This window comes from Aeromonas sp. S16(2024), assembly GCF_041403065.1.
Lineage (GTDB): Bacteria > Pseudomonadota > Gammaproteobacteria > Enterobacterales > Aeromonadaceae > Aeromonas.
In genome coordinates, this window is the sequence record NZ_JBGLQX010000020.1 from 67,078 (window position 1) to 79,685 (window position 12,608).

The 12,608-nt window shown below is 63.9% G+C and carries 11 protein-coding genes, 1 tRNA gene and 1 rRNA gene; 3 read left to right on the plus strand and 10 right to left on the minus strand.

Annotated elements, in window-relative coordinates; genetic code table 11:
• Positions 1–8: 8 nt before the first annotated feature.
• The 3 genes from ACB030_RS15350 to ACB030_RS15360 all read right to left on the minus strand — a co-directional run bounded on the left by ACB030_RS15350 (position 9) and on the right by ACB030_RS15360 (position 3,162).
• A complete protein-coding gene (locus ACB030_RS15350) occupies positions 9–1,118 on the minus strand; it encodes an extracellular solute-binding protein (RefSeq protein ID WP_371160954.1) in 1,110 nt (369 codons plus the stop codon).
• Positions 1,115–2,029 carry an N-carbamoylputrescine amidase gene (gene aguB, locus ACB030_RS15355; protein ID WP_058054145.1) on the minus strand — a complete coding sequence of 305 codons (915 nt, stop codon included), beginning with the start codon at positions 2,027–2,029 and terminating at the stop codon, positions 1,115–1,117. Before aguB ends, ACB030_RS15350 begins: the two co-directional genes overlap by 4 nt.
• A gap of 80 nt (positions 2,030–2,109) precedes the next feature.
• Positions 2,110–3,162: an agmatine/peptidylarginine deiminase gene (locus ACB030_RS15360; protein ID WP_244841630.1), complete on the minus strand. Its 1,053-nt coding sequence runs from the start codon at positions 3,160–3,162 to the stop codon at positions 2,110–2,112.
• A gap of 115 nt (positions 3,163–3,277) precedes the next feature.
• On the opposite strand from ACB030_RS15360, the gene ACB030_RS15365 reads away from it, so the two are divergent.
• A complete protein-coding gene (locus ACB030_RS15365) occupies positions 3,278–4,183 on the plus strand; it encodes a LysR family transcriptional regulator (RefSeq protein WP_371160957.1) in 906 nt (301 codons plus the stop codon).
• Positions 4,184–4,243: 60 nt separating this feature from the next.
• Positions 4,244–6,145, plus strand: coding sequence for a dihydroxyacetone kinase operon transcriptional regulator DhaR (dhaR, locus tag ACB030_RS15370; protein WP_371160969.1), 1,902 nt, complete (start codon positions 4,244–4,246; stop codon positions 6,143–6,145).
• A gap of 94 nt (positions 6,146–6,239) precedes the next feature.
• On the opposite strand, the gene ACB030_RS15375 is transcribed toward dhaR, so the two are convergent.
• From ACB030_RS15375 to ACB030_RS15395, 5 genes are all read right to left on the minus strand, one after another.
• Positions 6,240–7,322, minus strand: coding sequence for a glycerol dehydrogenase (locus ACB030_RS15375; RefSeq protein ID WP_371160959.1), 1,083 nt, complete (start codon positions 7,320–7,322; stop codon positions 6,240–6,242).
• Positions 7,323–7,472: 150 nt separating this feature from the next.
• On the minus strand, positions 7,473–8,189 hold the full coding sequence (gene dhaM, locus ACB030_RS15380; protein WP_371160961.1) for a dihydroxyacetone kinase phosphoryl donor subunit DhaM: 717 nt from the start codon (positions 8,187–8,189) through the stop codon (positions 7,473–7,475).
• A gap of 1 nt (position 8,190) precedes the next feature.
• Complete coding sequence (gene dhaL, locus ACB030_RS15385; protein WP_005355013.1) at positions 8,191–8,820, minus strand: dihydroxyacetone kinase subunit DhaL; 630 nt, start codon at positions 8,818–8,820, stop codon at positions 8,191–8,193.
• Between the two features lie 9 nt (positions 8,821–8,829).
• Positions 8,830–9,900, minus strand: coding sequence for a dihydroxyacetone kinase subunit DhaK (dhaK, locus tag ACB030_RS15390; protein WP_371160963.1), 1,071 nt, complete (start codon positions 9,898–9,900; stop codon positions 8,830–8,832).
• Between the two features lie 230 nt (positions 9,901–10,130).
• The gene (locus ACB030_RS15395) at positions 10,131–11,489 is read right to left on the minus strand and encodes an NCS2 family permease (RefSeq protein WP_371160965.1); all 1,359 of its coding nucleotides are present in this window, start codon (positions 11,487–11,489) and stop codon (positions 10,131–10,133) included.
• 201 nt (positions 11,490–11,690) lie between these two features.
• On the opposite strand from ACB030_RS15395, the gene ACB030_RS15400 reads away from it, so the two are divergent.
• Positions 11,691–12,023, plus strand: a complete 333-nt coding sequence (locus ACB030_RS15400; RefSeq protein ID WP_371160967.1) for a cupin domain-containing protein — start codon at positions 11,691–11,693, stop codon at positions 12,021–12,023.
• Between the two features lie 307 nt (positions 12,024–12,330).
• On the opposite strand, the gene ACB030_RS15405 is transcribed toward ACB030_RS15400, so the two are convergent.
• Positions 12,331–12,407: transfer RNA gene (locus ACB030_RS15405), tRNA-Asp, on the minus strand.
• Between the two features lie 97 nt (positions 12,408–12,504).
• Positions 12,505–12,608 (minus strand): 5S ribosomal RNA (gene rrf / locus ACB030_RS15410); the annotation flags it as partial.

Consider the following 12,608-nt stretch of genomic DNA (forward strand, 5'->3'; position numbering starts at 1 on the left):
CCTGGGGTTCAGAGGCTGCTCTTGAAGCGAGTCCAGGCTCGCATCCGGGCACGCATCTGGGGTTGTGCAATGTCTTTGCCCGGAATGAGCCGCTGGTAGCTGGCTTCATCCAGGTAGATATCCGGGTTGGCCGTCATGGTGGCATCCACCATGGGTCTGGCCCTAGCACTGGCGGTCGGATAGCCGGTGCTGTTGGTGATGGCCGCCATGTTGGTCGGGCGCATCACGAAGTTGATGAAGGCGTAGGCATAGTCAGGATGGAGCGCATCCACCGGGATCGCCATGGTATCCATCCAGACGGTGCTCCCCTCCTTCGGCAATCTGTACTCGAAGTCGACCTCCTTGCCCGCCTCGGCGGCGGCGCGCCTGGCCTGGGTCATGTCGCCGCTGTAACCCAGGGACAGGCAGAGATCGCCGTTGACCAGCTGGGTCACCGGCTGGGACTGGAACTTGCGGATATGGGGCTTGAGCCCCTTGAGCAGCGCCAGCGCGGCATCCAGATCCTCGGCCTTGCCGCTGTGGGGATCCCGCCCCAGGTAGTGCAGCACCACAGCCAGCACCTCGTCGGGGGAGTCGATGATGGAGATGCCGCAGTCGGCAAATTTTGCCGCCAGATCGGGCTTGAACAGCAGATCGAGACTGCCCACCGGGGCATCCGCCATCCGCTGCCGGATCATGGCTGCGTTGTAGGTGAGCCCTATGGTGCCCCAGGTGTAGGGCACCACCGCATCCCGTGAATGGGGATAGGCTTGCTGCAAGCGCCGCAAGCCAGGCTCTATCTCCCCCAGGTGCTGCAACCTGCCCTGATCCAGCGGTTGCAGGCTGCCAGCCCGCATCAGCCGCTCCGCCACCGTATCGCCGGGAAAGATGAGGTCATAACCGCTGCGACCGGCCATCAGCTTGGCTTCCAGGGTCTCGCTGCTGTCCATGACGTCATAGATGACCCGGATCCCTGTCTCTCTGGTAAAGGCGCTGAGGGTATCGGGAGCGAAATAGTCGGCCCAGTTGTAGAGGCGCAGCACCTTGTCGGCCGGTTTCTCCTGGTCGAGCGCTGCTGCGGTGCCGGTGCACAACATGGTCGCGAGCAGCGCCAGCGTGCGGGATAGTCTCTCTGTCATGCCAACACTCCTCTGTGGTTGCCTGTCATCCGGCTCTGGTGGCCATCCAGACTCAGCAAGGCGCCATACATTTCGGGGCGGCGATCCCGATAGATGCCCCAGCTCATGCGTTCCTCGGCCATGGCCGCGAGATCCAGATCTTGTACCAGCACGCCCGGGGTGATCCTGTCCGCCTCGGCGAGCAGTGCCCCCTTGTGGTCGGTGATGAAGGAGGAGCCGTAGAACGCCATCTGCAGGTCGGGATCCGTGGTTGCCACCTCGTTGCCAATCCGGTTGGCGGCTATCACCGGCAGGATGTTGGCGGCGGCATGGCCGCGCTGGGTCAGTTGCCAGTGATCGCGGGAGTCGAGATGGGCCGCCCCCGGCTCCGAGCCGATGGCGGTGGGATAGAGCAGCAGCTCCGCACCCTGCAGGGCCATGCTGCGAGCGGCCTCGGGGAACCACTGATCCCAGCAGATGCCGACGCCGATCCGCCCCGCCGCGCACTCCCAGACCCGAAAACCGGTATCGCCGGGGCTGAAGTACTCCTTCTCCTGATAGCCGATGGCATTGGGAATATGGGTCTTGCGATAGACCCCCAGCAGCTTGCCGTCGGCATCTGCCAGTGCCAGCGAGTTGAAGAAGGCGTTACCGGCCCGTTCGAACCAGCTGATGGGCAGCACGACGCCCAGCTCCCGGGCCAGCGCCGAGAAGCGGCGCAGCACCCGGCTCTGCTCGAACGACTCGGCTAGCGCCAGATGGCCGTGGTGCTGCTCGATGCAGAAGTAAGGAGTAGCAAACAGCTCTTGCAGCAGGATAAGACCCGCCCCCTTGGCGGCAGCTTCCCGCACCAGACTCTCTGCCATGTCGAGATTGCGCGGCAGATCCCAGCTGCAGGCAAACTGGGTCGTCGCCACAACGATGTTACTCATCGGTTCTTCCTCCCTGAATGCCTGCCAGCACCCTGCAACGGGCAAACTGGGTGGTCGCGACGGTGATGTTGCTCATCCTCTTATCCTCGTACCGGCCATGCCGGCTGTTGCTGGGTGATGCAGTGGATACCGCCACCGCCGTGTGCCAGTTGGTTGATCTGCACCGGCATCACCTGCCGCTGCGGGAAGGCGCGCTGCAGAACTGCTGCCGCTTCCCGGTCGCTGGCCACCCCATAGGCGGGCATGATGATGGCGCCGTTGGCGATGTAGAAGTTGGTGTAGGAGGCACAAAAGACCTCGGCCTCTGCATCGATAGCCTCGCTGGCTTCATAGAGATCCTGCAGCTCGAACGTGCGTCCTCTGGCATCGGTGGCCTGCATTAGGGCGCGGCGGTTCTCCCTGACGATACGGGCATAGGTCGAGCTGGTATCGCGGGTGGCATCCACCAGCAGCTGGCCGGGGCGACTGAAGGCGCAGACTCCGTCCACATGGCCATCAGTCATGTCGCCGGTGACATGGTCGGGATCCCCCGGCAGCCAGATGGTCTTCTCGATACCGAGCAGGCGACTGAAGATCTGTTCGATCTCGCCCTTGCTGATCCCCGGGTTCCGATTGCTGTTGAGCAGCACCGATTCAGTGGTGATCAGGGTGCCTTCACCGTCCACATGGATGGCGCCCCCCTCGTTGGCCAGAAAGCTGCCGATGGTATCGAGCTCGAGGCTATTGAGGATGCGGCGGGCCAGCCCTTCATCCAGCGGGTGGGCCGACTTGCCGCCCCAGGCGTTGAAGCGCCAGCTCACCCCGGCGCTGCCCAGTTCCGGGTGGCAGATAAAGGTGGGGCCGGAGTCGCGGCACCAGCTGTCATCCACCGCAATGGGGACAAGGGTGACCCGCTGGTCACAGAGTGCGCGCGCTTCTGCCAGTGCGGAGGGGTCGACCACCAGCTTGACCGGCTCGAACCGGACGATGGTATTGACCACCCGGGCGAAGTCCTGCTGCACCCCGGCGAGGGTGACGCCCCAACCTGACTCCCACAGCGCCTTGTTGTGGGGCCAGACCATCCAGGTCGCTGCGTGCTGACACCATTCGGCGGGCATAAACCAGCCCTTTGCCACGATTCCCTGTTCCCGCATATCACCACCCTGATTAGGTACTGTTAAGATTGCTGACGATGGGAATAGACTATTCCTGCAGGCGCTGGCGAACAAACGATCGATTTTCCGTAAAAGTGATAAGTGGAGCTAATCAATGGTGTTCAAGCAGTGGCCTCCGCTCAACGTGTTGCGGGGCTTTGAGGCGGCGGCGAGACTCGGCAGTTTTCATCAGGCGGCGCAGGAGCTGCATCTGACCCAATCCGCCATCAGCCAGCAGATCCGCTCGCTGGAGGAGCTGCTCGGCCAGCCGCTGTTTCACCGGCAGGGGCGCTCGGTCGCGCTGACCGATGCGGGGCAGGATCTGCTGGAGACCACCCAGAGCGTGCTGCTGCAGCTGGCGATGGGGATCCAGCGGCTGGAGCAGTACCGCAAACCGAACCAGCTGGTACTCAATACCAGCACCGCCATCGCCCGCCACTGGCTGCTGCCGCGGCTGGGGGAATTTCACCGCCAGCATCCCGAGATCGATCTCTGGCTGTTCACCAGCGATGAAGAGCCCGACATGGCGGAGCAGACCATCGATCTCGCCCTGCGCTGGGATCTCGGGCCGCAGGCCGAGTGTCGCCATCAGCGGATGCTGGCAGATCGCTTGCTGCCGGTGGCCACCGCAACCGTGCTGTCCCGGCCCGCGGAGGAGCGCACCACCCTGCACGGGGAGCGGGAGCTGGATTGGCATCACTGGACGCTAAAGGGGGGAGAGGATCTGCACCTGCAGACCCGGGGACTCAACTTCTCCGATCCCGGCCTGCTGCTGGAGGCGGCCAGCGCCGGACTCGGCGTGGCGCTGGTGAGCGAGCTGCTCTCCCGTCCCGTCCGTCAGCAGGGGCAGCTGTTGCCGCTCTCTGCCCATCGGGTCAAGGGGCCGCAGTGGGATCTGCTGGTGCATCAGGAGAGCGAGGGAATGCCGGAGTGCCGCGCCTTCTGCCATTGGCTCGGTCAGCAATTTTCCGAGGGGGCGGAGATCGGGATGCCATTGCCGCCCTCTGAGGCAGGTCACTGAATCGGGCCGACAAGAGTGGTTAAATGGTCGGCCTCCCTCTTGCCGGATATTGCTGTGACCATGCCATCCGACCACCAGCACCTTCAGCCCTGGCCTGACTATCTGCAGGCCTCCTGGTTGCGCTGCGCCCACCAGACCAGCGCCACCCTCTGGCACCCGCCCCACAGCGCCAAGGGGCAGACCTTGCAGAGCCTGCGCCAGCGCAAACGGGAGCTGCTCACCACTGGCGAGATGGCCCTCGAGGATCTCTACGAATTTATGGAGGGGCGCCCCTGCGCCCTGCTGCTCACCGACGAGAGCGGCTGCCTGCTGGCCCGCACCGGCCATCGCGAGACGCTGGCAGAACTCGAAGCCCTGGGGTTTGGCCCCGGCGCCTTCTTCAGCGAGGGGCGCATCGGCACCAATGCCATCAATCTGGCGGCGCTGGAGGGGGTACCGCTCTGCGTCAGCGGCCCCCAGCACTTCAACCAGACCCTGCACCCCTGGCACAGCTGCGCCAGCCCGGTCTACAACAGCAACGGCCGTCAGGTCGCCATCATGGCCCTGGTCTGCCGGGTGGAGGAGGCAACGGTCGGGGATCTGGCGCTCACCGTCAGCGCCGGGCGCGAGCTGGCCCATCTGCTGCAGATGGAGACCCTGATGCAGGAGTCCCAGCACCATCTGAGCGAGCTTTACGCTTTGCTGGATGGCATGGATGACGGCGTGCTGGCCTGGGATCCCCAGGGTCGGCTGCGCTACCTCAACGCCCTGGCGGCACACCGGCTGAGGCTCGATCCGGCGCTTTGTCTCGGCCAGCCCCTGGAGCAGCACCTGCTGCTGCCCCAGCGGTTGCAGCTGGCCATCAGGGGGCAGACGCCGCTCAGTCATGTGGAGGTGACGCTGGAGCGGCTCGGCGCTCAGGAGGGGGAGTTTATCAATGCGCTGATAAGCCTCAAGCCGTTGCCGGGACCGGAGGGGGTCAGCTTTATCGCCCTGCTGCACCCGGTCGATCGGCTGCGGGCCATCCACCAACTGCGCCAGACGGTGCCCGAGCTGTCGGCGCTGGTGGGAGAGTCGAGCGCCATGCGCAAACTGCTGCGCTACGCCCGGCAGGCGGCCCAGAGTCAGGGGCCGATCCTGCTGCGCGGCGAGGAGGAGGTGGGCAAGGCCCAGCTGGCGGAGGCGATCCACTTTGGCAGCGAACGGGCCGCCGGGCCGCTCATCACCCTCAACTGTCAGGCGCTGCCGAGCGAGCGGATGGCGCTGGAGCTGATGGGCTCCGACGAGGCGGGGCAGGAGCGGGCGGGCAAGTTCGAGCTGGCCCACGGCGGCACGCTAGTGCTGGAGCAGGTGGAGTGCCTCTCTGCCCCCATGCAGGCGGCGCTGCTGCAACTGCTCAAGACCGGCCGCATCCAGCGCTTCGATTCGGCCCGCATCCTGCCGCTCAAGGTGCGGATCATCGCCACCAGCAGCGCCCCGCTGGAGCAGCGGGTGCAGGAGGGGCTGTTTGGCCGCCAGCTGCTCTATGCCTTGCAGGCGTGCGAACTGTGGCTGCCGGGGCTGCGGGAGCGCGCGGCCGATCTGCCCGGCCTTATCAGCCAGCAGCTAGGGGCGCAGGGGCGCGAGCCGGTGCGCCAGTTCAGCCCGGCGGCCCTCGACTGTCTGCTCGCCTATCCCTGGCCCGGCAATCTGGGGGAGCTGCGCAGTGCGGTGGAGCATGCCCTGCTCCACGCCGGTCAGGGGCCGATCCCGCCCGAGGCGCTGCCCGCCGCCATTCGTCACGGCTATCAGCGGGTGGCGGACGAGGTGGTGGGGCAACCGCTGCTCACCCTGGCGGAGCTGGAGCGCCAGGCCATCTTGCGCTGCGCCCACGCCTGCAAGGGACAGGTGAGCCAGATGGCCCTGCATCTGGGCATCAGCCGCACCACCCTGTGGCGGCGGCTCAAGCTGCTCGAGATCGATCCCGCCGACTATCACGGCTGACGGTTATTGAGGCCGTCGCGAACCTGCCTGCTGAAAATGAAACGGCCCCGCATCTGCGGGGCCGATTTATATGACAAGGTCAGCGGTGGCGCGGTTACAGCCCCAGCTGGTGAGCGGTGACAATGGCCGCCAGCACATCTTCGGCGGTGACCTTGAACGGCATGTTGTGGATAGTCTCCCCCTCGGCGGTGGAGGCCTTGGCCACCTCCATCAGGCGTGCCATATCCAGCTCCTTGACCCCCATCATATGCAAGTTGGTCGGCAGGCCGATCGAGCGGCAGAAGGCCAGCACTGTCTCGATCTCCGCCATCGGCGCGTTCTCCAGCACCAGCTGCACCAGGGTACCGAACGCCACTTTCTCACCGTGATAGAGGTGATGACACTCGGCCAGCTGGGTCAGGCCGTTGTGGACGGCGTGGGCGGCGGCCAGCCCGCTGCTCTCGAAGCCGATACCGCTCAGATAGGTGTTGGCCTCGATGATGTTCTCCACCGCCTTGGTGCAGAGCCCCTGCTCCACCGCCAGCTTGGCCTTGTAGCCATCGGCCAGCAGGGTCTTGTAGCAGAGCTCGGCGATGGCCTGCGCCGCTAGGGTGGAGGCGCCACCGGCCATGGTCTGGCAACCGGAGACTTTGTTGGCACGTGCCTCGAAGTAGGTGGAGAGCGCATCCCCCATGCCGGAGACCAAGAGCCGCACCGGAGCGCGGGAGATCACGCCGGTATCCATGATGACCATGTTGGGGTTGGTCGGGATCATCAGGTATTCGCTGAACTGCCCCTCCGGGGTGTAGATGACCGCCAGAGCGCTGGTGGGGGCATCGGTGGAGGCGATGGTCGGCACTATGACCACCGGCACTTTCTGGTAGAAGGCGACCGACTTGGCGGTATCCAGCGTCTTGCCGCCGCCGATGCCGATAATGACGTCAAACGGCGTCTGGTTGCAGCGGGCCAGCAGCCGGTCGATCTCGGGGCGGGAGCACTCGCCGTTGAAGCAGTCGAACTCGGGTTTGATGCCCGCGCCGTGGAAGCTGGTGGCCACGGTATCGCCCACCAGCTTGGTGACGAAGGCGTCGGCCAGGATCAGCGGCTTGGCGCCAAGCGCCTTAACGTAGTTGCCGATATTGGCGAGGGCCCCGTTGCCTTGTACGTATTTGCTGGGGCTGATGATGATGCGGTCCATATTCTATCCCTCTCTCTAGTTCATAAGACTTCTTTTGAAACTAACAGGGGCGAAGGGGCGGCTGTGCCGGGGACTCCTTCGTCTTTACTTGCACGACAGTGGCGCGGCTGCTGGCCGATCAAGCCGCTGCCGCGCCTTGAAACAGGCAGGTCAGTCGCCGAAGCGATCAAGGGCCAGCTGCTGGAAGCAGGCCAAGGCGGCGGTGGCATCCTCCCCGCGCGCCAGCAGGGTGAGCCGGTCGCCCTGACGCACGTTGAGCATGGCGAGCCGGGTCAGGCTGCGGGGATTGGCCTCTTTGTCCCCCTTTTGCAGCTTGAGTTCAGCGGCAAAGGGTTTGAGGGCGGCCACCAGTCGGGCGGCGGGGCGCACATGCAGGCCGTGGGGGTTGTCGACCACCACCTCGCAGCGCAGCCAGCCCTCGTCGGCTGCCGGTGCCGTTTCAGTGGCGACCTGCGCGGCTGTGGCAGGCAACATGGCTTGCTTGGGGCCCAGCGCGCCGAGCGCCTCTGCGGCCACCTCGTCGAGGCTCATACCTGAACCTGCCGCCACCACGGCGGCAAGGGTGCCCTCGACCAGCGGGGCGGGGCAGAGTCGCACCCGGGCGCTCAGCTCGGGGGGCAGCAGTTCGAGGGCGGTTTCGGCGCTCAAGAGGGCGCTGCCCAAGTCCATCAGCACCAGCACACCGCTACCGTCGTCCGCTTCTTCTATCGCACTCATCACGGCGATGGCATCTGTGCCGATGGGGTGATCGGGGTCATCGACCCCGGCTGCCAGCAGCAATCGGGCCGGGCTGCCCAGCTGGTCGGCCAGCGCTTTCAATCCGGCCGCCAGCATGGCGCTGTGAGAGACAACTACGATTCCGATCATGTCACAACCTCGCTCTGTCACGCAGGGCGGTCAGCAGCAGCAGGGTCGAGGTGGCCCCGGCATCCTGATGGCCGATGCTGCGCTCGCCAAGATAGCTGGCGCGTCCCTTGCGGGCCTGCATCTGGATGGTGGCCTCGGTACCGGCAGCGGCGGCTGCCACTGCCTTGTCCAGCGCTTCGTTGAGCGGCAGCTCTTGCTGCTGCGCCTGTTGCAGGGCGGCCAGTGCTGGCCACCAGGCATCGCACATGGTCTTGTCGCCCGGCTCGGCGCGGCCGCGGGAGACGATCCCCTCGACCCCGTCGCTCAGCATTTTGCACAGCTGGCTGAGGCTCAGACTCTGGCAGGCGTCGGTGCTGGCCGCCGCCCGGATAAAGAAGGTGCCGTAGAGCGGGCCGCTGGCGCCGCCGACCGAGGAGAGCAAGGTCATGCCGGTAGTTTTCAGTACCTGACCGATATCCTTGTCTGCCACCGCGGGCAGCTTCTCGGCCACCTTGGCAAAGCCGCGCTGCATGTTGAGGCCGTGGTCGCCATCGCCGATGTCGGTATCCAGCGCGGTGAGGTAGTCACGCTGCTCGGTGAAGATGTGTTCGCAGTCGAGCAGCCAGTTGACGATGTGATGCTTGCTTAACATGGGTTCTCCTTAGCAGCCGCGACGCAGGGCGGGGGTGTTAACGGGGGCATCCCACAGGGTCATCAGCTCATCATCCACCTTGAGCAGGGTGATGGAGATGCCGGTCATGTCGAGGGCGGTGCAGTAGGGGCCAATCAGGTTGCGCACCAGATGGATGCCCGCCTCTTCGCACAGGGTGGCGAGGCGACCATAGACGCCATAGAGCTCGGAGATGGGAGTACCGCCGAGGCTGTTGACCAGCGCGATGACCCGATCGCCCGCATTCAGCGGTTCGATAAAGGTGTGCTCTTCCTGCCAGCTGCCGGAGGCTCTGTCCCAGTGACGCAGAGTACGGCCATAGGGAGTGTTGTCCGCCAGCTCGCTGAACATGTCATCCACCAGGGTATTGAGGTCGGTGAAGGGGCGGCGCTCGATGCCCGGCTCGCCGTGAATGCCCACGCCGAACTCCATCTCGTTGTCCGCCAGGGTGAAGGAGGGCTTGCCTGCGGCAGGCACGGTACAGGCGTGGGTAGCAACGCCAATGGTGCGGCTCTGGTTGTTGATGCGGCGGGCCAGTGCCTCGCAGCGGGTCAGGTCATAGCCCGCTTCGGCAGCGGCCCCCACCAGTTTCTCGCACAGCACGGTCGTGGCAACGCCACGGCGACCGGCGGTATAGAGGCTGTCTTTGACCGCAACATCGTCATCGATCAGGGAGAAACCGACCTTGACCCCGTCACCGTGCAGCAGCTCGACCGCGGTTTCGAAGTTGAGCACGTCGCCGGTGTAGTTCTTCACCAGAAACAGCACGCCCGCGCCGCCATCGACGGCCTGACCGCACTCGTACATCTGGTCCGGGGTCGGGGAGGTAAAGATCTCGCCGGGGCAGGCACCATCCAGCATTCCCTTGCCCACCAGACCGCCGTGCATCGGCTCGTGGCCGCTGCCACCGCCGGAGACCAGCGCCACCTTGCCCATGACGGGGGCGTCGGCGCGGGTGATGTAGTGGGGTTCGATACGTACCTTGAGCTCGGGGTGGGCGGCAGCCATCCCCATCAGTTGTTCACGGACCACGGCATCGACGGCATTGATCAGCTTCTTCATGGCTCACTCCTTGGCTTGCCACCACACGGGGTAGGCAGATGGTTGATGGAGCCAGTCTAACGACAGAAAAAAGGATAAAAATGACGGTCGGTTTGGTTCGGATTTGAAACAGCGGAAGGGTGGTTGGCGTTTCAAACTGAAACAGCGAGAGGCAAACGGGCGGGAAACTGTTAGCGGCCTCACAGCCATGAAAAAGGGCCCCGCAGGGCCCTTCGCTATAACCGGACGGGTTAGATGGCCCAGCCACCGGCATAGAAGATCACCAGCGCCACGGCGATGATGACGGTGCCGATGTTCAGCTTCTTCCACTCGGCGGCAAACAGGCGACCGACGACCAGCGCCACGAAGCCCAGCATGATGCCGGTTACGATGTTGCAGGTCAGCACGATGAAGACGGCGCACAACATGCCGGCAAGGGCATCGACCGAATCGCTGAAGTCCAGCTTGGTGACGTTGCCCAGCATCAGCAGGCCGACGTACATCAGGGCTGGTGCGGTGGCGTAAGCCGGTACCAGATAGCTCAGCGGGGAGAGGAAGATCATCAGCAGGAAGAGCACGCCAACCAGAGCGGCAGTCAGGCCGGTCTTGCCACCGGCTGCGGTACCTGCGGCAGACTCGATGTAGACGGCAGCCGGAGCACCACCCACCACGCCAGCGACCATGCTGCTGACGGAGTCGGCAGTCAGTGCCTTGCCGCCGCTGATGATGTGGCCACGTTCGTTGATAAGGCCCGCCTGACCCGCCACGGCACGTATGGTGCCGGTCGCGTCAAACACGGCTGTCATCACCAGCGCCAGTACGGTCGGAATCACCACCGGATTGAGGGCGCCCAGCAGATCCATGCTGCCTACCAGCGAACCTTTCTCACCGGTCAGGCTCGGCATGGCGAAGAAGCCTTGCCAGGTCACTTTCGGATCGAAGATAAGGCCGAGGATGGAGATGGCGATGATCACCATCAGGATGCCGCCCGGCACCTTGCGACGCTCCAGACCGAAGATGGCAGCCAGACCCAGCACCGTCATGATGACAGGGAAGGAGGTCACTTCACCCAGTTGAACCGGCAGACCGGCCCCTTCGTTCTTGATCACCATGCCAACGCCGTTGGTGGCGATCAGCAGCAGGAACAGACCTATACCTATGCCGGTGCCGTGGGCGATGCCGGAGGGGAGGTTGTCCAGGATCCACTGGCGCACGCCGGTGACGCTGATCAGGGTAAACAGCACACCCATCAGGAAGATGGCGCCCAGCGCGACCGGAATGCTCAGTCCCTGACCCAGTACCAGACTGAACGCGGTAAAGGCGGTGAGGGAGATGGCGCAACCTATGGCCATCGGCAGCTTGGCCCACAGACCCATCAGCAGGGAGCCGAAGGCGGCGATCAGGCAGGTCGCCACGAAGACGGGGCCCTGCTCAAAACCGGCGGCACCCAGCATGTTCGGCACCACTATGATGCTGTAGACCATGGCCAGGAAGGTGGTCAGCCCGGCCAGCAACTCCTGGCGGACAGTGCTGCCACGCTGGCTGATGGAGAAATAGGAGTCCAGAAACCCGCTATTGCCGGTGCGGGCCGTCATTTCTTGCGTTGCCATAACTCATCCTGAATGTGTGAAGGAAATCGTTTGCGTAATGGCGCGCAAAATAGCAAGAATTTGGCGAGATTGCAGCGGATCAGGCACAATTTTCCCGAACTTTTCCATTTAAAGCCTCATTGGAAGCCTCAACTTCCACATGGGAAGCTCCCCTTCAGCTTCTACACTCTTAGCTAGCCCCCATCAGCCGGAGACAAGCCCATGCACACAGGCAACCTGCTTGGCCAGATCCCTTCCCCCCTGCCCAACGAGGTGTTCACCGACCTGGTCAGCACCAATCACTTTCGCATCGAGCGCATCCTCTCCCAGGGGCAACAGACCCCCACGGGGGAATGGTTCGATCAGGATGAACACGAGTGGGTAGCGCTGATACAGGGCGAGGCCATCCTGGTCTTCATCACACCGGATACCGGGGCCCAGGAGCGCGTTCATCTGGGACCTGGAGATTACGTCAACATCCCGGCGCACCTTCAACACAGGGTGGAGTGGACCCATCCTACCGAGACGACCGTCTGGCTCTGCATCTACTACTAGGGGAATCCCCTCGCCGCAGTGATGACACACAACGAAAAAAGCCCAATCGACAGATTGGGTTTCCTGGACTCAGATGCTGAAAGTGCATAGCCAAAAGGCCTTCCTGTGAGGGAAGGCCTTTCAAATTAGTGGCGGAGCGGACGGGGAGATGAACGCAGTCCAGCTCAAGCACAAGGGGCCACAGGCAGGGACCGAGTTGCCAGTGGCAAGTCGCAGCCCTGTCTGTGGCCCCTTGTTTCCTTAATACCGTTCGCGAATATCTAAAAAGCAAAAAGGCCTACCCGCTAGGGAAGGCCTTTCAAATTAGTGGCGGAGCGGACGGGACTCGAACCCGCGACCCCCGGCGTGACAGGCCGGTATTCTAACCGACTGAACTACCGCTCCGCATTCGGTTAGCTTGCGCTAAATCTTCTGCTGCTTTCTTGTGAGGTGTCATCCTCGCAGCCGGCAACGTGATTCTCACATCACCGTTTAATTGGGTGCCTGGCAGTGTCCTACTCTCGCATGGCGAATGCCACACTACCATCGGCGCTACCGCGTTTCACTTCTGAGTTCGGCATGGGATCAGGTGGTTCCACGGCGCTA

What these genes read in the sequence shown, in the direction of transcription:
- ACB030_RS15350 (WP_371160954.1), bottom strand. Translation starts at nt 1,118, where the DNA reads ATGACAGAGAGACTATCCCGCACGCTGGCGCTGCTCGCGACCATGTTG.
- ACB030_RS15400 (WP_371160967.1), top strand. Translation starts at nt 11,691, where the DNA reads ATGCACACAGGCAACCTGCTTGGCCAGATCCCTTCCCCCCTGCCCAAC.
- ACB030_RS15375 (WP_371160959.1), bottom strand. Translation starts at nt 7,322, where the DNA reads ATGGACCGCATCATCATCAGCCCCAGCAAATACGTACAAGGCAACGGG.
- ACB030_RS15365 (WP_371160957.1), top strand. Translation starts at nt 3,278, where the DNA reads ATGGTGTTCAAGCAGTGGCCTCCGCTCAACGTGTTGCGGGGCTTTGAG.
- dhaK (WP_371160963.1), bottom strand. Translation starts at nt 9,900, where the DNA reads ATGAAGAAGCTGATCAATGCCGTCGATGCCGTGGTCCGTGAACAACTG.
- ACB030_RS15360 (WP_244841630.1), bottom strand. Translation starts at nt 3,162, where the DNA reads ATGCGGGAACAGGGAATCGTGGCAAAGGGCTGGTTTATGCCCGCCGAA.
- dhaM (WP_371160961.1), bottom strand. Translation starts at nt 8,189, where the DNA reads ATGATCGGAATCGTAGTTGTCTCTCACAGCGCCATGCTGGCGGCCGGA.
- dhaL (WP_005355013.1), bottom strand. Translation starts at nt 8,820, where the DNA reads ATGTTAAGCAAGCATCACATCGTCAACTGGCTGCTCGACTGCGAACAC.
- dhaR (WP_371160969.1), top strand. Translation starts at nt 4,244, where the DNA reads ATGCCATCCGACCACCAGCACCTTCAGCCCTGGCCTGACTATCTGCAG.
- ACB030_RS15395 (WP_371160965.1), bottom strand. Translation starts at nt 11,489, where the DNA reads ATGGCAACGCAAGAAATGACGGCCCGCACCGGCAATAGCGGGTTTCTG.
- aguB (WP_058054145.1), bottom strand. Translation starts at nt 2,029, where the DNA reads ATGAGTAACATCGTTGTGGCGACGACCCAGTTTGCCTGCAGCTGGGAT.